The sequence below is a fragment of the Streptomyces sp. NPDC017940 genome (assembly GCF_044328435.1).
Classification (GTDB): Bacteria; Actinomycetota; Actinomycetes; order Streptomycetales; family Streptomycetaceae; genus Streptomyces.
Genome location: NZ_JBIRHJ010000001.1, coordinates 673,515 through 691,810, shown reverse-complemented (window position 1 = coordinate 691,810; position 18,296 = coordinate 673,515). Strand labels below are relative to the sequence as shown.

13 protein-coding genes and 1 pseudogene are annotated in these 18,296 nt (G+C 75.4%); 12 read left to right on the top strand and 2 right to left on the bottom strand.

Annotated elements, in window-relative coordinates; all coding sequences use genetic code 11:
• Positions 1 to 26: 26 nt before the first annotated feature.
• The 10 genes from ACH4DX_RS02815 (at position 27) to ACH4DX_RS02770 (ending at position 13,041) form a co-directional block, all read left to right on the top strand.
• The gene (locus ACH4DX_RS02815) at positions 27 to 1,217 is read left to right on the top strand and encodes a glycosyltransferase family 4 protein (protein WP_398117189.1); all 1,191 of its coding nucleotides are present in this window, start codon (positions 27 to 29) and stop codon (positions 1,215 to 1,217) included.
• Positions 1,214 to 1,933 carry a class I SAM-dependent methyltransferase gene (locus tag ACH4DX_RS02810; RefSeq protein ID WP_398117187.1) on the top strand — a complete coding sequence of 240 codons (720 nt, stop codon included), beginning with the start codon at positions 1,214 to 1,216 and terminating at the stop codon, positions 1,931 to 1,933. Before ACH4DX_RS02815 ends, ACH4DX_RS02810 begins: the two co-directional genes overlap by 4 nt.
• The gene (locus ACH4DX_RS02805) at positions 1,930 to 6,420 is read left to right on the top strand and encodes an alpha-(1->3)-arabinofuranosyltransferase (protein WP_398153741.1); all 4,491 of its coding nucleotides are present in this window, start codon (positions 1,930 to 1,932) and stop codon (positions 6,418 to 6,420) included. The genes ACH4DX_RS02810 and ACH4DX_RS02805 overlap by 4 nt, the downstream gene beginning before the upstream one ends.
• Positions 6,417 to 7,841, top strand: coding sequence for a condensation protein (locus ACH4DX_RS02800; protein WP_398153740.1), 1,425 nt, complete (start codon positions 6,417 to 6,419; stop codon positions 7,839 to 7,841). The genes ACH4DX_RS02805 and ACH4DX_RS02800 overlap by 4 nt, the downstream gene beginning before the upstream one ends.
• Positions 7,842 to 7,987: 146 nt before the next feature.
• Positions 7,988 to 8,728, top strand: a complete 741-nt coding sequence (locus ACH4DX_RS02795; RefSeq protein WP_398117182.1) for a class I SAM-dependent methyltransferase — start codon at positions 7,988 to 7,990, stop codon at positions 8,726 to 8,728.
• A gap of 14 nt (positions 8,729 to 8,742) precedes the next feature.
• Entirely contained in the window at positions 8,743 to 9,660 is a 918-nt protein-coding gene (locus ACH4DX_RS02790) for a hypothetical protein (protein WP_398118052.1), read from the top strand.
• Positions 9,660 to 9,971: a Trm112 family protein gene (locus tag ACH4DX_RS02785; RefSeq protein ID WP_398153739.1), complete on the top strand. Its 312-nt coding sequence runs from the start codon at positions 9,660 to 9,662 to the stop codon at positions 9,969 to 9,971. The genes ACH4DX_RS02790 and ACH4DX_RS02785 overlap by 1 nt, the downstream gene beginning before the upstream one ends.
• A 104-nt stretch (positions 9,972 to 10,075) precedes the next feature.
• Positions 10,076 to 10,852 (top strand): FkbM family methyltransferase, encoded by a 777-nt coding sequence (locus tag ACH4DX_RS02780; RefSeq protein WP_398118050.1) that lies wholly within the window; start codon positions 10,076 to 10,078, stop codon positions 10,850 to 10,852.
• Positions 10,833 to 11,456 carry a hypothetical protein gene (locus ACH4DX_RS02775; protein ID WP_398153738.1) on the top strand — a complete coding sequence of 208 codons (624 nt, stop codon included), beginning with the start codon at positions 10,833 to 10,835 and terminating at the stop codon, positions 11,454 to 11,456. Before ACH4DX_RS02780 ends, ACH4DX_RS02775 begins: the two co-directional genes overlap by 20 nt.
• 49 nt (positions 11,457 to 11,505) lie before the next feature.
• Entirely contained in the window at positions 11,506 to 13,041 is a 1,536-nt protein-coding gene (locus tag ACH4DX_RS02770) for an acyl-CoA synthetase (protein WP_398153737.1), read from the top strand.
• Between the two features lie 34 nt (positions 13,042 to 13,075).
• Here the strand turns inward: ACH4DX_RS02770 and ACH4DX_RS02765 are convergent, their stop codons facing one another.
• Positions 13,076 to 13,219, bottom strand: a complete 144-nt coding sequence (locus ACH4DX_RS02765; protein WP_398117174.1) for a hypothetical protein — start codon at positions 13,217 to 13,219, stop codon at positions 13,076 to 13,078.
• A 194-nt stretch (positions 13,220 to 13,413) separates the two neighbouring features.
• Positions 13,414 to 14,772, bottom strand: a complete 1,359-nt coding sequence (locus tag ACH4DX_RS02760) for an MFS transporter (protein WP_398153736.1) — start codon at positions 14,770 to 14,772, stop codon at positions 13,414 to 13,416.
• A gap of 207 nt (positions 14,773 to 14,979) precedes the next feature.
• Between ACH4DX_RS02760 and ACH4DX_RS02755 the strand changes: the two genes are divergently transcribed.
• Together ACH4DX_RS02755 and ACH4DX_RS02750 are read left to right on the top strand one after the other, a co-directional pair.
• Complete coding sequence (locus ACH4DX_RS02755) at positions 14,980 to 16,017, top strand: rod shape-determining protein (protein WP_398153735.1); 1,038 nt, start codon at positions 14,980 to 14,982, stop codon at positions 16,015 to 16,017.
• A 165-nt stretch (positions 16,018 to 16,182) separates the two neighbouring features.
• Positions 16,183 to 17,709: pseudogene (locus ACH4DX_RS02750) on the top strand (GAF domain-containing protein); the annotation flags it as partial.
• Positions 17,710 to 18,296: the final 587 nt, after the last annotated feature.

The following is an 18,296-nucleotide window of genomic DNA, read 5'->3' as shown; positions in this document are numbered from 1 at the left end:
GCACCCCGAGACGAGTTGGAGCACCGATGCCCCAGCACGTGCCGCCGCCGCTGCGCCCGGCCGCACCACGGCCCGCGCGGCCCCTTGCGGCGCTCCCCCCACAGCCGCGCCGGATCGCCTTCCTCGCCCGCCGCGACCTGGGAAACCCGGCCGCAGGCGGCTCCGAACTGCTCGTCGACCGGCTGGCCGACGGACTGACAGGACACGGCCACCAGGTCACCCTGCTCTGCGGCGGCCCCGCCGCGTACCGCGACTACCGCGTGGTGTCCGCGGGTGGCGACCTCGGTCACTACCTGCGCGCCCGCTCGGCGTTCACCCGCCAGGTCGGCGACTGCGACCTGCTGGTCGAGGTCTGCAACGGCATGCCCTACCTCGCACCGCTCTGGCACCGCGGCCCCACGCTCTGCCTGGTCAACCACGTCCACACCGAGCTGTGGTCGATGCGCTTCCAGGGCGCTCTCGCCCCGGCCGCACGCCTCGGCAGGCGCCTGGAGCACTGGGCGCTCGCCGGCGCGCAGCGCGGCAACCTGCTGGTCGCCGTGTCACCGTCGACCGCGACGGCGCTGCGGGACCTCGGCGTCGACCGCGATCGCATACGAGTGGTCCACAACGGCGTCGAGGAACCCGGGCCGCTGCACGAGCGGTCCGACGAGCCGCTGTTCCTCGCCATGGGCAGGCTCGTCGAGTACAAGCGCGTCGATCTGCTGCTGCGGCTCTGGGAGCGGGTCCGCCCGGTCACCGGCGGCCGCCTCGTCATCGTCGGCGAAGGGCCCGAGCGGGCCCGCCTGGAACGGCTCGCGGGCCCCGGTGTGCAGTTCACCGGCCATGTCTCCGAAGCCGAGAAACACCGCCTGCTGTGCCGGTCGTGGCTGCTCCTGCACCCCTCGGCCGTCGAGGGCTGGGGGCTCGTCGTCACCGAGGCCGCGGCCCGGGGGACGCCCGCGATCGGCTTCGACGTACCGGGCGTGCGCGACTCGATAGAGGACGGCGTGACCGGGCTGCTCGCGGGTGGCGAGAGCGCTTTCGCCGCCGCCTGGTGCACGCTCGCGCTCAGCGCCGAGCGGCGCCGGTCCTTCGGCAAGGCCGCGGCGGAACGTGCCGCGTCCTTCCGCTGGGCGAACACGGTGCGCCAGTTCCGCGCGGTGGCCGCGGAGGCCGTCGCCGCCCACGAGCCGTCGGTGAAGCCACCGGTGACGGCGTCGAAGGGGTCTGCGTGAAGGACCCCTCGCTGCGCCGCTCCGTGACCCTGTTCCGGGCCTTCCTGCGCGAACAGCAGGAGCCCGAGCGGTGCTACGCGCTGCTCGCCCGCGACGCCGCCGACCAGGTCGAGCGGCACCTGCCCGTCAAGGGCCGGGTGGTCGTCGACGTGGGCGGCGGCGGCGGTTACTTCACCGAGGAGTTCCGCAGGCGCGGCGCGCAGGCCCACCTCTTCGAACCGGACCCGCGGGAGCTGGGTGCCGCGCCGCCGGAGGGCGCCGTGGTCGCCGACGGCTATCTGCTGCCCCTCGCGTCCGGCGTCGCCGACGTCACGTTCTCCTCGAACGTCCTGGAGCACGTCGACGACCCCCAGACCTTCCTCAGCGAAATGGTGCGCGTCACCCGCCCAGGCGGCCTGATCTATGTGGCGTTCACCAACTGGTACTCCCCCTGGGGCGGCCACGAGTGGGCGCCCTGGCACTACTTCGGCGCCGAGCGGGCCCGCGCCCGCTACGAGCGCCGCACCGGAAGAACCGCCAAGCACACGCTCGGCGAGAACCTCTTCGTCCACCATGTCGGAGCCACGCTCAGACAGGTGCGGGCCCGCGGCGACGTCCATGTCGTCTCGGCCCGCTCCCGGTACTGGCCGTTCTGGGCCGAGACGGTGACGAAGGTGCCGGGTGTGCGCGAAGTCGCCACCTGGAACCTCCTCCTCATCCTCAGGCGGTGTCCATGACGAGCACGGTCCAGGCCCCTCCGCCGGCGGCACCAATGCCGACGGCGGTCCTTCCCGAGCCCGAGGGAGGGCCGCGCTCACGGCGCTGGCTCTTCGGGTTCTGGGCCGTGGTCCTCGTATGCTTCCTCGCTGTCAAACCGGGGCGGATGACCTTCGACACCAAGCTCGGTGTCGCCGTCGACCCCTGGCAGTTCCTCTCCGACCTCGGCCAGCTCTGGCACGACCGGGGCGGCTTCGGCGGCATCCAGGACCAGTACGTCGGCTACGCCTTCCCGATGCTTCCGTTCTACGGCCTCGCGGACGCCGTGCAACTGCCGGTGTGGCTGGCCGAGCGGCTGTGGATGTCGCTGATCGTCGCGGTCGCCTTCTGGGGTGCGCTGCGGCTCGCGGAGCGGCTGCGGATCGGCAGCCCGGGATCACGGCTCCTCGGCGCCGTGGTGTACGCGCTGTGGCCCACGTTCACCGTGGTCGTCGGCTCCACGTCCGCCGCGGCACTGCCCGGCGCGTTCCTGCCGTGGGTGCTGCTTCCGCTCACCGACGACCGCGTGACGGCGCGGATCGCGGCGTTCCGCTCGGCGCTCCTCATCCCGTTCATGGGCGGGGTGAACGCGGCGTCCACGCTGGCGTCGCTGCTTCCGGTGGCCCTGTACCTGCTGTCGCGGCCGAACGGACCGCGCAAGCGCAAGCTGATCACCTGGTGGGTGCCCGGCGTCGTCCTCGCCACCGCCTGGTGGGTGGTGCCGCTGCTCCTGCTCGGCTTCTACGGCGAGAACTTCCTGCCGTACGTGGAGAACGCGGCCACCACCACCGGCACCATGTCGGCCACCGAGACGCTGCGCGGCGCCGGCAACTGGGTGGCGTACCTGCACTTCGGCGAGGCCTGGCTGCCCGCGGGGTGGACCGTGGCGACGGCGGCGGTCACCATCGTCTGCTCGGCCCTCGCGGCGGGCCTCGGCCTCGCCGGGCTCGCCCGCCGTGACCTGCCGGAGCGGCGCTGGCTCGTGCTCACGGTGCTGTCCGTGGTCCTGCTGACCCTCGCCGGGTACGGCGGCGCGTTCGGCGGCCCGTTCCACGGCACGGTGCAGGACTGGCTGGACGGCGCACTCGTACCGTTCCGCAACATCTACAAGTTCCAGACCGGCCTCGCGCTCGCCCTCGCGCTCGGCCTCGCCCACCTGGCGGGCGTCGCGGTGCGGGCGCGCGGGGCACGGCCGGTGCGGGGGCGGCGGTACGCGCCCCTGGTCGCGGCCGTCCTGGTGCTTCCCGGGCTCGCCTGGCCGTATCTGAACGGCTCGATCCTCCAGCCCGGTTCGTTCGAGAAGCTGCCGGATCACTGGGACGCGACGGCCGACTGGCTCGACAAGTACTCCCCCGACTCGCGCGCCCTCGTGGTGCCCGCGACCGCGCACGGCATCTACACCTGGGGCTCCCCCATCGACCAGCCCCTCGACGTGCTCGCCGACTCCCGCTGGGCGCAGCGCGACTACGTGCCGTTCGGCACCAAGGGCAACCGGCGCGCCATGGACGCCGTCGAGCAGGCCCTGATGACCGGAGGACAGGTCCCGGGCCTGCGGGACTATCTGACCCGGGCGGGCCTGTACTACGTCGTCGTCCGCAACGACCTCGACCCCGACCAGGTCGGCTACGTCCCCACCGCGACCGTCAAGCGCACCCTGGAGCAGTCCGGGTTCCAGCGGGTCACCGGGTTCGGCCCCACCCAGACCGGCGGCAGGATCGCCGACGACACCCCCGTGCAGGTCGAGGGCCTCTACCCGCGCCAGCGCGCGGTGGAGATCTACGCTCCCGGCAAGGGCGCCCAGCGCCCCGGCCAGGCCGCCCTGAAGCCGGTGTCCAACACGGCCGTGGTCAGCGGCGGGCCCGAGGCACTGCTCCCGCTGTCCGCCGACCCCGAGATGCGGGACCGGCCCGCCGTGCTCACCGGCGACAACCACCCGGGGCTCGGCTCGCCGCCGGGACTCCAGGCGGTCGGTGACGGCCTGCGGCGCGCCGACACCCGCTTCGGCCTGGTCAACACCAACACCTCGTACCCGTACACCAAGGACGAGAGGAACGCGCCCGACGCGGCCCAGGACCCCGGTGCGAAGCCGCGCCAGATCCTGCCGACCGAGGGCGTCGAGCACCAGACGACGGCCGAGCTGCGCGGGGCGAGGTCGGTGACGGCGTCGAGCTACGGCAACTGGCTGTTCCACCTGCCGCAGTACGACCCGGTGAACGCCTTCGACGGCAACCCCGACACCGCCTGGGCGGAGGGCGGCACGGGCGGCACGGACGACGAGTGGATCAAGGCGGAGTTCCGCAAGAAGACCGCGGTCCCCTCGTCGTTCGAGGTGACGCCGCTGCCCCAGGGCGGGGTGCGGGCAGCGCCGACGAAGGTGCGCGTGGAGACCGAACAGGGCAGCGCCGTCTCCTATCTGCGGACCGACGGCTCCACGCAGCGCGTCAAGGCCAAGGCGGGCGGGACGGACTGGCTGAAGCTGACGATCCTGGACTCGCAGGCCGCGCAGGACGGCCTGACCGGCGCCGGGTTCGCGGAGATCAGCGTCCCCGGCGTGCAGGTCACCAAGTTGCTGCGGATGCCCGCCGACGTCGAGGGCACCGACGGCGCCGAAGCCGACGCCACGACGTACTCCATGCACCGCTCCGCCGACCAGAGCGGCCTCTCCCCGGTGACCGCGGAGGCGGGCCTGCACCGCCGCTTCAGCACGACGGCCGACGGCAGCTACAAGGTGCGGGCGAGCGCGGTCGCCGTACCCGGAGCAGCCCTGGACGAACTGCTCTACAAAGTGGCGCCCGAGCAGCGCCGGCAGATCATCGCGACCGCCGGCTCCACGTCCGACCTGGGCGGGCTCTCGGCACGCAACCTCACCGACGGCGACCTGACGACCGCGTGGATCGCCGGTGACCGGCCGGTCGTCCATCTGCGGTGGCCGGGCAAGGTGGCCGTCGGCGAGATCGTGCTGCCGCCCGCGGGCGGCCTGTCGACACGGCCCACGAAGATCGAGATCAGTTCGCCGGACGGCGCGGCGACGGCCGGGGTCGACGAGAACGGCGTCGCCCGCTTCGAGCCGATCACCACCGACCGCGTCGACGTCACCATCACCGGGACGGCGCCGCTCACCCTGCACAACCCGATCGCGGACAAGAAGCTGCAACTGCCCGTGGGCCTCACCGAGGCCTACATACCGGCGCTCGACGAGTTCCGCACCGAGCAGCCGAGGGCGAGCCGCACCTTCGCGCTCGACTGCGGCGAGGGCCCCGCGGTGTCCGTCGACGGCAAGCTGTACGCGACGAGCGCCAAGGGCACCGTGCGCGACCTGGTGCAGCGGCGGCCCGTCGACCTCACCCTGTGCGACGACAACGAGCGGCTGACGTCCCTGGACCTCAGTGCCGGGCAGCACCGCGTGGAGGCGGGTGACGGCGGCGCGCTCGCCGTCACCGACATCAGCCTGACGCACGGCACCCCGGGCGGCATCGACACCGCGGCCCGCGAGCTGAGGACCAAGGACTGGCTCGGCGACCGGCGCGAGCTGACGGTCGGGGCGGGCGCCGCCTCGTACCTGACGACGTACGAGAACGTCAATGACGGCTGGAAGGCCACCCTGGACGGCAAGGAGCTGCGCTCGGTCCGGCTCGACGGCTGGCAGCAGGGCTGGCTCGTCCCGGCGGGCGATGGCGGCACCGTCAAGCTGACCTACGAGCCGTCCACGGCGTACGAGGCCGGGCTCATCGGCGGCGGTGTGGGCGTCCTCGCCCTGGTGGGCCTGGTGTTCGTGCGCCGCCGCCACCCGAACCCGGACGGCCCCGACCCGGCGCCGCCCGCGCCGGGACTCGTGCTCGGCACGGTGGCGCTGACCCTGGTCGGCGTGGTCGTCGCGGGCTGGTTCGCGCTCCTCGTGCCCGCGCTCGCCCTCCTCGCCCGGAAGCGGCACGCGCTGCTCGTGCCGGTCGCGTTCCTCGCGATGGCCGCGGCGGGTGTCGCCGCCGCGACGGGCGCGGGTGAGGCGGCGGCCGCGGACGAGGGCGCCTTCGGGCACACGGCCCAGGTCCTCGCGTTCATCGCGCTGTTCGCGGCGCTCGTGGGTGGGCGGGAACCGGCCGCCGCGACCGCGACGGCCGGGCGCGCGGGTCCCGGCGCCCCCGGGGCGCACGGCGTCCCGCCCGTGCCGCCGCCGCACCGCGCGCACGTGGACGAGGGTGGCGGAGCGACCGTGCCGCCCGGTGCCGGTGCGCGGGAGGCGTCCCTGAACGTCCCCCCGTACACCGCGGGTCCCACCCTCTCCGCGCGCGGCCCCGACCCCCTGCGCAAGGACACGCCCGGGCAGGCCGCCGACCCGCGCCCGCACGACGGCACGGACGCGGACCGTGCCGAAGGGCCCGCATCGGACACCCCGGACGAGGGCACTCGCCGGATACGGGGCAGCCGTCCGGGTCAGGGACCCCGCCCGGGAGAGGACAGCGCGCCATGACCGCACTGGAGAACCCGGCACGGCGTGCGGACGGCCCCGGCCGCCCGCCGCGCCGGGTGCCGTTCCCCGTCGTCGACGAGGTGTCCCGGCACTGCGTACAGGAACAGGAGCCGGAGACCGTCCACATCGAGGTGCACCTGCCGGGCACCCCCGACCCCGGGCGCCTGCGGACGGCCTTCGGCGAGGCCCTGCGGCGCCATCCGCGGATCCTCGTACGGGAGGCGCGCGGCTCCTGGTACCGGCGCCGCTACGAGTGGGAGCTGACCGACGGGCCCGACGTCGAGGTGGTCGCCTTCCCCGCGCCCGAGCGGGACGCCCTGAAACGGGCCAGGGAGCGGTCCCTGCGCGACGCGCCGCCGCTCACCGCGTCGCCGCCGATCCGCATGGAGGTCGTCGCCGACCCGGAGACCGCCGGCGACTCCTGCGTGCTGTTCCTGACCATCAACCACACCGCCCTCGACGGTCCCGCCTGCCTGCGGGTCCTCGCCACCGCCGCCGAGCTGTACGGCGGCCGCGACAACGCCCCCGCGGCGCCGCCGACCCGTGCCCCCGTGCCCGCGGGCACCTCCGGCGCGCCCGAGCAGCGCGCGGCCGGGGCGGGGTCGCCGTGGGCGGCGCCCGCGCGGGTGGCCCACGGCGCTCCCGAACGGTCCACGGGCAACGGCATGCTGGTCGCCGAGCTGCCGGTGCCCCGCCGCCCCAAGGGCGCCCCGTACACCGTCAACGACCAGTTGATGGTCGCGACCGCCCTGATGATCGCGCACTGGAACCGGGAGCACGGCGCGAGGCCGAGGCCGCTGCGCATCACCATGCCCGTCGACGACCGCCCCCGGGACATGACGATGCCCATGGGGAACGGCACCCGCCTCGTCGAGGTGCCGTTCGCCGCGGCGGAGTTGCTGCCGGGCGGGGTGGGCGGCGGCCCGGGCGGGTCCGGGGGCCCGCGGAACCTCGGGCCCGAGGATCTGCGGCCCGAGGAGATCCGGGAGCTCCTGCGCCGCACCTCCGACCGCACCCGCGCCCTCAAGGCGCTCTCGCGCCCGCAGCTCGGCCACGGCGCCGCGCTGCTCACGGCGCCCGTCGTCCCGGTGGCGGTGCGGGCGGCCCTCACCCGCGGACTGCGCAGGGCCGCCGCGCCCTGGACCTCGACGACACTGCTCAGCAACATCGGCCGGGTGCCCTACGCGCTCGACTTCGGGGACGCGGGGGCCGCGACCGCGGTGTGGTTCTCCGCGCCCGCGCGCATGCCGCGCGGCCTGACCGTGACGACCGCGTCCACCGCGGGCCGTCTGCACCTGGCCCTGCGCTGGTCGCGGACGCTGCTCGGCCCCGGCGACGGCGCCCGGCTGCGGGACCTCTTCGAGCGCTATCTGCACGCCACGCAGGACCTCCGTCCGACCACGGAGGGCGGCGGCTCATGACGGCTGTCGCCGGCACGACCGGAAGCAGCGCTGGGAGCACAGGGGGCACCGGGAGCACCGGGAGCACCGGAAGCACCGGAAGCACCGGAAGCACCGGAAGCACCGGAAGCACCGGAAGCACCGGAAGCACCGGAAGCACCAATACCGTGCCCCGCGCCCAAGAGCCCGCGCGTCCGCGCCACCTGCGGGACTTCTACGAGAACCCGGACGTGCCCGTCGCGTCCGGCGACGCCCGCAGCCTGCGCCAGGCCCGGATGCTCGCCGACGCGCTCGGCCCGGCGACGCGCGGCGCCCGCGTCGTCCTCGACATCGGCTGCGGCGACGGCAGCGCGGCCCGCGTCGCCGCGCCCCTGCTCGCCGGGCACCGCGTCGTCGGCGTCGACTGGTCCCAGGACGCGCTGCGCCGCGCCGGCGGCCATCTGCCGTACGTCGTGCGCGGCGAACTCGGCGACGGCGGCCTGCCGTTCGCCGACGGGGCGGCGGACGCGGTCCTGTTCAGTGAGGTCATCGAGCACCTCGTGGACCCCGACAGCGCGCTCGACGAGCTGCGCCGGGTCCTGCGGCCCGGCGGGCATCTGATGCTGTCCACACCCAACCTCGCCGCCTGGTACAACCGGGGGCTGCTGCTCGCGGGCGTGCAGCCGGTGTTCTCCGAGGTCAGCCTGCGCGGCGTCCACGGCCGCCCCGGCCGTGAGGTCGTCGGGCACCTGCGGCTCTACACCGCCCGGGCGCTGCGGGAGTTCGTGGCCGCGTCCGGCTTCGACGTCGTCAAGCTCGCGGGCGCCCCCTTCCACGGCGTGCCACGCCCACTGCGCGCCCTGGACAGGATCGCCTGCGCCGTGCCGGGCGCCGCCTCCATCCTGCTGCTGCACGCCCGAAAGGCGTAGCCATGTGGTGGGGGGTGGCCGCGGCACTGCTCGCGAACCTGCTCTACAGCACCGGGTTCGTCCTGGAGAAGCGGGCCCTGACCGCGATGCCGTCGGTCAGCGTCCGGCAACCGGCCCGGCTGCTGCGCCAGGTGGTCTCGAGCCCGCTGTGGATCGGTGGTTCCCTGGCCCTCGCCGCGGGCTTCGGCGCGCAGCTCGTCGTCTACCGGACGCTGCCGATCGCGGCCGCCCAGGGCATCTTCGTCTCCGGTCTCGTGCTGCTCCTGCTCCTGTCGGCGGTGCTGCTCGGCGAGCGGACGTCGGGGCGTGAGCGGTACGCGGTCGGTGCGATCCTGCTCGCGCTCCTGATGGTCGTGCTCTCCCTGAAGGAGGGCACGGACACGGTCGGCGGTGACGCGCCCGCGCCCCTCGTCCTCATTGTGTGCCTGCCGTCCCTCGCGCTCGGCCTGTGGCTGTACGCGTCCGCCGAGCGCCGTACGCGCAGCAGGCACCGGCAGCCCACGACCGGCGTGGAGTACGGCGTCGCCGTGGGACTGCTCTACGGGGTCAGCTCACTGGCGATCAAGGGGGTGTCCGGCCACCTCACCTCCGACGGGATCGGCGGCGCCCTCGTCGACCTGCTGCGCTCCCCCTACCCCTACCTTCTGCTGTGCACCGGTGTGTTCGGCCTGATCATGTCGCAGGCGGCGCTCCAGCGGTGCCGCGCGTCCCTGATCGTGCCGGTGTGCACGACGGTGACGTCGCTGTTCACCGCGGTCCTCGGGACGCTCGCGTTCGGTGAGGCGCTGCCCGACGACCCGGTGCGGCTCGCGCTGCGGGTCGCGGGGACGGCGCTCGCGGTGGCGGTGCTCCTGGTGATGCCCAAGCACGATCCGCCGCCGCCCGCCCCGGACACCGAACCCGATCCCGCTCCCAAGGAGTTGCTGCCCTGATGAACCCCGACGACCCCCTTCTGAGGATCCTCGCCTGCCCGCTGGACAAGGGCCCCCTGGTCCTGCTCGAACCCGAGGAGCACGTCCTCGGCACCGTGGGCGAGGCCTCCGACGTGACCCCGGCGGCGGCCCCGGCGGCGGCCCCGGGCCCCGCTGCCGCCCCGTCCGCCGCCCCCGACCAGGCCCTCTACAACCCGCGATTGCGCCGCCGCTACCCGATCGTCGACGGCATACCGCAGCTCCTGCCCTCCTCCGGCGAGCAGGTCCCCGAGGACGAGCACGAGCGCCTCCTGAAGCGGATCTCGTCGTGACGGGCGCTGCGCGCGGAAAGGGTCCGTGCGGGAACGGTCCGCGCGGAAACGGCGAGCACGGGGACGGTCCGCGCAAGACCCTCGCCGCCCGCCTCGCGCCGCGGCTGCCCACCCGTGCCGTGGCCGCCGCGGCCAGCTTCGTCTACCCGCGCTTCGAACCCGAGCTGGCCCGCCTCGACGACCTCTGCCCGCCCGGCTGCGGCACCGCGGTGGACGTCGGCGGCTGGTACGGGCCCTGGTCGCGCCGCCTCGCCGGGCAGGCGCGCCGGGTCGTGACCGTCGAGCCCGTCCCGCACCTGGCGGACCTGCTGGCCGCGGCCACACCCGCCAACGTCCGGGTGATCCAGGCCGCGGCGGGCGACCGCGAGGGCTCGGCCCGGCTCTGGCTGCCGCACGGCGACCGGGGCGACCGGGGCGTGTCCTCGCTGGTGCGCAGGGACGACGTGCACGCGACCGCCCTCGACGTGCCGTGCCTGACCCTGGACGGGCTCGGCCTGCGCGACGTGCACTTCATCAAGATCGACGTGGACGGCAACGAGCTGCCCGTCCTGCACGGTGCCCGCACCCTCCTCGACCGGGACCGGCCCGCGCTCTTCGTCGAACTGGAGGCCCGCATCCAGCCCGTCGCGCCGGTCGTCGACCACCTCGCCGACAAGCACGGCTACCGCGGCTGGGTGCTGCCCGCGCACACCTGGGTGCCCCTGGACGCCTTCGACCTGGAGGCCCACCAGCGCGCCACCTCGTACGTGGTCACGCAGGGCCTGCTGCGCCGCGTCCTGACCCCGCGGCGGCCGCGGTACGTGAACTCCGTGCTCTTCCTGCCGGACGGGCGGCGCCCCGGGGACCGTGCGGTGCGGGACCATGGGGCGTATGCCCGCTAGCTCCGCCGCCGGTCGCGGACCAGGACCGCCCGCGCCCTTCACGCCGCTCGACTTCCAGCTGGTCCTGCTGCGCCGCATGGCCGACCACAACCCGGGCCTCGTCGAGGACGCCCGGCACGCGCTCGGGGTGTCCGTGGCGGACATGCGCGAGGCCAACCGCCGCTGGCAGGCGATGCTGCGCGCCCGCGGCGGCCGTGCCGCCGTCTCCCGCTACCGCTCCGTCCTCGGCCCGCCCGCGTCGACGGCGACCCGGCGCGTCGGCGACCTGGAGTGCGAGGCGCTCCTGTGGCCGGTGCCGCTCTGGCCCGACCTGCGCTTCGAGGTGCTCCTGGGGCCGGAGGCCGCCGTGTGGAACGAGTGGCTGATCCGCGCCCCCGGCGCCCCGGGCCCGCCCCTGCGCACCGCGGCCGACCTCACCCCCTGGTCCTGCACGGTCGACGAGGCCGCCCGCGCCTTCGCCCCCGCCCGCCCCCTGGAGGGCACGGCACCGACGCGCTGGCGCCTCGCGTTCACCGCGCCGGACGCTCGGACGGGGGCGGGGCGGCACTGCGTCGCGGAGTTCACGTGGGGGCTGTTGCAGCGGGTGTCGTGGGGGGAAGGGTGAGGGGGTGAGTCACCGTGCAGGCGCCGAGCGCATACGAGGAGTACGACACGTGGAACCCGAGCCCCTCCTTCCCGCCCTGGCGGCCCCGACGGACGCGCCCGCCCTGCGCTTCGGTGACCGGGCCCTCACGTACGCCGAACTGGCCGACGCCGCGGGCGCGCTGGCCGCCCGCCTCCGCGCGGCCGGGGCGGTGCGCGTGGCGGTCTGGGCGACGCCCACCCTCGAGACGGCGGTGGGCGTGGTGGCCGCCCTCCTCGCCGGGGTGCCCGCGGTGCCGCTCAACCCGAAGTCGGGCGAAGGGGAACTCGACCACATCGTGCGGGACTGCGAACCGTCGGCGGTGCTCGTGGCCGAGGGGGCCGTGGTGCCACGGCGCCTCGCGGAGCTGCCGCGGGTGGACGTGCGCCTGGAGGCGGACGTGCCGGGGGTGGCGGGGGTGGCCGCGCGGTCGGACGCGGAGGTGCCGGGGGTGGCCGCGTCGCCGGACGGTCGGGCGCCGCACCCGGCGTCGCCCGGGTCCGCGGGGGCGGAGGACCCCGCCCTGATCGTCTACACCTCCGGTACGACGGGCCCGCCCAAGGGCGTGGTCCTGCCGCGCCGCGCCCTCGCCACCACCCTGGACGCCCTCGCGGACGCGTGGGGGTGGACCGGTGACGACGTGCTCGTCCACGGACTGCCCCTCTTCCACGTCCACGGGCTGATCCTCGGCGTGCTCGGCCCGCTGCGCCGCGGCGGCTCGCTGCGCCACCTGGGCCGCTTCAGCACCGAGGGCGTGGCGCGTGAGCTGGGCGGCGGGGCCACGATGCTGTTCGGCGTCCCGACGATGTACCACCGCATTGCCGAAGCGCTGCCCGACGCACCGGAGTTGGCGAAGGCCCTGTCCGGTGCGCGCCTGCTTGTCTCCGGCTCGGCGGCGCTGCCCGTCCACGACCACGAGCGGATCGCGTCCGCGACGGGCCGCCGGGTCGTGGAGCGGTACGGCATGACGGAGACGCTGATGAACACCAGCGTCCGCGCGGACGGCGAGCCGCGGGCGGGCACGGTGGGAGTCCCGCTCCCCGGCGTCGAACTCCGCCTCGTCGACGAGGCGGACACCGAACTCCCCGGCGACGACCCGGAGGCGGTGGGCGAGATCCAGGTCCGCGGCCCGAACCTGTTCACCGAGTACCTCAACCGCCCCGAGGCGACCGCCGCCGCGTTCGCCCCCGGCGGCTGGTTCCGCACCGGCGACATGGCGGTACGGGACCCCGACGGGTACGTACGCATCGTGGGCCGCAGGGCGACGGACCTCATCAAGAGCGGGGGCTACAAGATCGGCGCCGGCGAGATCGAGAACGCCCTCCTCGAACTCGACGGCGTCCGCGAGGCCGCCGTCACCGGCGAACCCGACCCCGACCTGGGCGAGCGCGTCGTCGCCTGGATCGCGCCCGCCGACCCGGCGGCCCCGCCGTCGCTCGACGCCCTCGCGGCCCACGTCGCCGCGCGCCTCGCCCCGCACAAGCGCCCGCGGGTCGTCCACTACGTGGCGGCGCTGCCGCGCAACGACATGGGGAAGATCCTGAAGCGCTCGCTGAGCGCGGACTGAGCCGCGGCGGGACCGCGCCGTGGGGAAGGCCCCGTCAGCGCGTGGTGAACCACGCCGCGAGCACCGACCCGGCGCACGTTCCCACAGCCGCGAGGAACCGTAGGGGAAGGTGTTGCAGGGTCATGCGAAATCCGCCGATGCGGATGTCCAGTGCGGGGATGCTGTGGTCGACTTTCATGGCTGACCCTCTCCCTGGTACCGGCCGGACTCGATGCACGGATCAGCGCGCTGCTTGACCCCAGGGTAGAGGAGCCGCACGCGAATCCTCGGCACGGACACGGGGATTCCGCCGCATCAAACCCGAAATGACGCAGGGCTGTTGGCCGCTCCGGCCGGCTTCCCGCCGGGCGGGCGGGCCCGGGGCCGCTGCCGTCACGCATGGGGGTCGCGGGCGTCGTAGCGCAGGAACGCCCGCCACCGCGCCGCGAGGAGCCCCACCGCCACCACGCACGCGACGCCGCCCCCGACGATCGCCACCCCGGGCGACACCGCCTGGCCGACGGTCCCGGCCAGGAAGTCGCCGAGCCGGGGGCCGCCCGCGACGACCACGATGAACACGCCCTGGAGCCGGCCCCGCATCGCGTCGGGCGTGGCGGCCTGGAGCATGGTGTTGCGGAAGACCATCGAGATCATGTCGGAGCAGCCCGCGAGGGCGAGGAAGAGGACGCCGAGCCACAGGTTGCGGGTGAGGCCGAACACCGCGATCGCCGTGCCCCAGGCGGCCACCGAGAGCACGATCGCGAGCCCGTGCCGCCGGATCCTGCCCTGCCAGCCGGAGAACACCCCGCCCAGCAGCGCGCCCACGGCGGGCGCCGCCGCGAGCAGCCCCGCGGTCTTCGCGTCACCGCCGTACCAGACCACGGCGACCGCGGGGAACAGCGCACGCGGGTGCGCGAACACCATCGCGCACAGGTCGGTGAAGAAGGTCATGCGCAGATTGGGGCGGGTGGCGAGGAAGCGCAGACCGTCCATGACGGAGGCGCGCCGCCGCCTGCCGCCCGCCCCGGCCACGCCCTCCGGCTGCGCACCGGCCTCCGGCCGCATCGCGGGCAGCCGCCACATCGCGTACAGCGCCGCCGTGAACGCCACCGCGTCGACGACGTACGCCGACTGGTAGCCCCACACGCCCACGAGGACGCCGCCGAGCATCGGGCCGAGCGTGGTGCCCGTCGTCATCGTGATGGAGTTCAGGGCGTTCGCCGCGGGGAGCTGCTCGGGCGGCAGCAGCCGGGGGATCATCGAGGAGCGTGCGGGGCCGTTCAGGGCGCCGCACACCGCCTGCAACGCGACCACGCCGTACAGGAGCCACACCCGGTGGAACCCGGCGAGCGCCGCGGCGGCGAGGACGAACGACAGGGCCCACAGGCCCGCCGCCGAGTACAGGCCCACCTTGCGGCGGTCCAGGGTGTCGGCGACCGCGCCCCCGTACAGACCGAAGACGATCAGGGGTACGAGGGTGAACAGGCCCACCAGGCCGACCGCGAAGCTGGAACCGGTGATGTCGTACACCTGGAGCGACACCGCGAGTGCCGTCATGGCCTGGCCGGTCCAGGAGACGGTGTTGCCGACCCAGAGCCGCCGGTAGTCGGCCGAGGTGCGCAAGGGGGTCAGGTCGGCGAATATGCGCCGCCCGGCGGCGGGGGGCGGGGGCTTCGCGGCCGCACGCGGTTCGTCCGCTTCGCCGGGCTCGACCTGTTCGTCAGGGGTGTCTGCCGCTGATGCTCGTGTCACACCGGATGCTAACCGGCTCGCACCGGGACGCCGAGCGGCTTCCCGCCGCCCACGGTCCACCCGTACGGCGGCACCCCGCCCGGCCCACCACCGCGCGCGCCCCGCGGCCGGGGGCCGCACGATGCGAGACAGGACCGTCGGCCGACGGTCCTGTCTCGGACCACCGCCCGGCGGTCCGCACGGTCTGTGCTCTCGGGAGGATCCGCCATGACCGTCAGCCTGGAACAGCTGCGCCGCTGCCAAATCGCCGTCGACCTGGGGGCCGCGCGCACGCGGGTGTTCGTGAAGGGCGCGGGCCTCGTCGTCGACGAGCCGAGTGCCGCCGCCGTGAACACGCGGACCGGGGCGCTGATCGCGGTGGGCCAGTTCGCGGAGCAGATGACGGGGCGCACTCCCGGATACATCCGGGTGGTGCGGCCGGTGTCCGGCGGCACCGTCGTCGACATCGAGATGTGCCAGCGGATGCTGCGCCATCTCCTCGGCGAGAAGCTGCGCCGTACGCTGCGCCGCAAGCCGCGGCTGCGCGCTGCGGCCTGCACGCCGCACGACGCCGACCCGCTCGCGCGGCGCGCCGCGGTCGAGACGATGGTGGGGCTCGGCGCCCGCCGGGTCGAGCTGGTCGACACGCTGATCGCCGCGGCCGTCGGCTGCGGGCTGCCCGTGGAACGGCCCGAGGCCACCATGATCCTGGTGTGCGGGGCCGCCACCACTCAGGTCGCGGTGCTCTCGCTCGGTTCGATCGTGACGGCCGAGCGGATTCCCGTCGGGGGCGAGGCCATCGACCACGCGATCGTGCAGCACCTGCGGCACCAGCACGAGCTGATGCTCCCCTCGCAGTCGGTACGCCCCCTCCAGCTCGCCCTCAGCGGCAACGGCCTGACCCCGCAGGGCCCCGAGTCCACCGAGATCCACGGCAGGGACGTCGCCACCGGCCTCGCCCGCTCCGTGCACGTGGACACCGCCGCCGTGCGCGACGCGATCCACACGCCGCTGACCGCCGTGCTCGACGGCATCGGCAAGGTCCTGCGCGACTGCCCGCCCGACCTCGTGGCCGACCTCGCGGACCGCGGGATCATGATGGTCGGCGGCAGCGCGCTGCTGCCCGGGCTCGACCAGATGCTGGTGAACGCGACGGGCATGCCGGTGCGCATCGCGGAGCGCCCGGACGTGTGCGCCGTGCTCGGCCTCGGCGCCATGCTCGAAGGCAAGATCCAACCGCTGGGTCTCGACCCGCTGGCGGGCTGAGCGCGGGGCGGGCGGTCCGCCGTCGCGCACCGCCGCCCCCACCAGGCGGTCCCGGCGGGCGGTCCCGGCGGGCGGTTCCGGCGGGCGGTTCCGGCGGACGGTCCCGGCGGGCGGTTCCGGCGGACGGTCCCGGCGGGCAGACAGAGGGGAAGGGGCGCCGACGGCATGAGCGACGCCGACACCGACGACGGCGGCGGGTCGCCGCCGCTGCCGGTCCTCCTGGACGCGGTCCTGAGCGTCGGCACCGAACTCGAACTGGGGGCCACGCTCCAGCACATCGTGGACGGTGCCGTACGCCTCACCGGCGCCCGGTACGGCACGCTGCGGGTGGCGGGGCCCGCGGGCGGCGGGGGGCAGGACGTGTTCACGGCGGGCAGGGGCGGCGCGGGGGCCGACGGGGAGCCCGGCGGGGACGCCCCCTCCCTGAGCGTCCCCGTCCTCGTGCACGACGAGGAGTTCGGGACCCTGGACCTGCGAGCCGGGGCGGCGGCGGGAGCGGGCGGGTTCACGGAGGGCGACCGCGGTCTGCTGCGGATCCTCGCGGGGCAGGCGGGGATCGCGATCGGCAACGCCAGGCTCTACGAGACCGCCCGCCAGCGCGAACGCTGGATCGAGGGCGCGGCGGCGGTCACCACGGCCTTGCTGACCGGTGAGGCCGCGGCCGACGCGCTGATGACGGTGGCACAGCAGGCCCGGCTGCTCGCGGCGGCCGCCGCGGGTGTCGTCCTGCAACCGACGCCCGCCGGCGGCATGGCGATCGTGGCGGCGGCGACGGACGCCGCCGGCGACGCCGGGCCCGCGGGATCCCCGCCCGAGCGCCGCAGGCATCCCGCCGCGGCCGCGCAGAACGACCTCATCGGCACCACCATCGAGCCCGGCAGCGCCGTCCTCGAACAGCTCCTCGGCGGTGAGCCGGTGTTCGTCGAGGACTCCGCGACCGACCCCCGGATGACGACGCGGGTGCGGTCCCGCTTCGGGCCGAGCATGATGCTGCCGCTGCGGGCGGGCGGCCGCCTCATCGGCACCCTCGCCCTGCCGCGGCGCCGCGGCGACCCCGCGTACACCGCCGTGGAGCGGCTCCTCGCCACCCAGTTCGCCTCGCAGGCGGCACTCGCCCTCGTCCTCGCCGACGCGCAGCAGTCCCGGCAGCGCCTCGCGGTCTTCGAGGACCGCGACCGCATCGCACGTGACCTGCACGACCTCGTCGTACAGCGGCTGTTCGCGACGGGCATGATGCTGGAGTCGACGCGGCGCAGGGCCGCTTCGGCGCCGGTGCGGACGGCGCTCGACCAGGCGGTGGAGGAGCTGGAGTCCACGATCCAGGAGGTGCGCACCGCCATCTTCGCCCTCCAGCAGCCGCCCGCGGAGGCGCCGGCCGCCCTGCGCGGGAGGGTGCTCAAGGAGACGGCGGGCGCGGCGGCACTCCTCGGCGTGCAGCCGTCCGTGCGCTTCACCGGCGCCCTCGACACCCACGTCACGGAGCCCACCGCGAGCCGCCTGGTGCGGGCCCTGCGCCGCGCCCTCGCCGCGACCGCCCGCCGCCCCGGCGTCACCCGCGTCGACGTGACGATCGACGCCCGCGCCGCCCTGCCCGACGGCAGGGCGGGCGTCCGTCTGACGGTGTACGACGACGGCGACACGGGCGGCGCGAGCACGGGCACGGGCACGACGGTGACGTGGCGGGCACCGCTCGCCGGGGGTGGGGTTCCGCCGGGGGGTGAGGGTTCGGGCGGGGTTCCGCCAGGGGGTGAGGGTTCGGGCGGGGTTCCGCCGGAGGGCGAGGACCCGGCCGGGACTCCGCCGCAGGGCAAGAGCCCGGCCGGGACTCCGCCGCAGGGCAAGAGCCCGGCCGGGACTCCGCCGCAGGGCAAGAGCCCGGGCGGAACTCCGCCGCAGGGCGAGGGTCCGGCGGAGGGTGCCGGTCCCGACGGTGGCGCGCACGTCTGACGACTGGTCACGGGGGCCGGGCACCGCCGGGCGGGGGCGGCGCCGACGGCGGGCGCGCGGCCCGCGCGCTCGGGCCGCGCGGCCGCGCACTCGGGCCGGTGCCATGGACGCCGCCCTTGCCCTGAAACGGGTCCGCCCCCCGCCGCCGGAACGGCCCCCCCTGGACGGCCACCCCCGCAGGTGGCAGCAATCCGTCCCCCTGGACGGCCACCCCGCAGGCGCCGGGACCTCCGCCGTGCCGCTGCGCCCTGGCGTGGTGTCCGGAGGCCGGGACGCCCCCGCCCGGCTGCCGTGCCCGGCGCGAGTGCCGGAGCCCCGGGGTGCGGGACCCC

Bases quoted from the DNA above. Each gene is read 5' to 3' on its own strand.
- ACH4DX_RS02815 (WP_398117189.1), top strand. From the start codon at position 27: ATGCCCCAGCACGTGCCGCCGCCGCTGCGCCCGGCCGCACCACGGCCC.
- ACH4DX_RS02805 (WP_398153741.1), top strand. From the start codon at position 1,930: ATGACGAGCACGGTCCAGGCCCCTCCGCCGGCGGCACCAATGCCGACG.
- ACH4DX_RS02800 (WP_398153740.1), top strand. From the start codon at position 6,417: ATGACCGCACTGGAGAACCCGGCACGGCGTGCGGACGGCCCCGGCCGC.
- ACH4DX_RS02785 (WP_398153739.1), top strand. From the start codon at position 9,660: ATGAACCCCGACGACCCCCTTCTGAGGATCCTCGCCTGCCCGCTGGAC.
- ACH4DX_RS02775 (WP_398153738.1), top strand. From the start codon at position 10,833: ATGGGGCGTATGCCCGCTAGCTCCGCCGCCGGTCGCGGACCAGGACCG.
- ACH4DX_RS02765 (WP_398117174.1), bottom strand. From the start codon at position 13,219: ATGAAAGTCGACCACAGCATCCCCGCACTGGACATCCGCATCGGCGGA.
- ACH4DX_RS02755 (WP_398153735.1), top strand. From the start codon at position 14,980: ATGACCGTCAGCCTGGAACAGCTGCGCCGCTGCCAAATCGCCGTCGAC.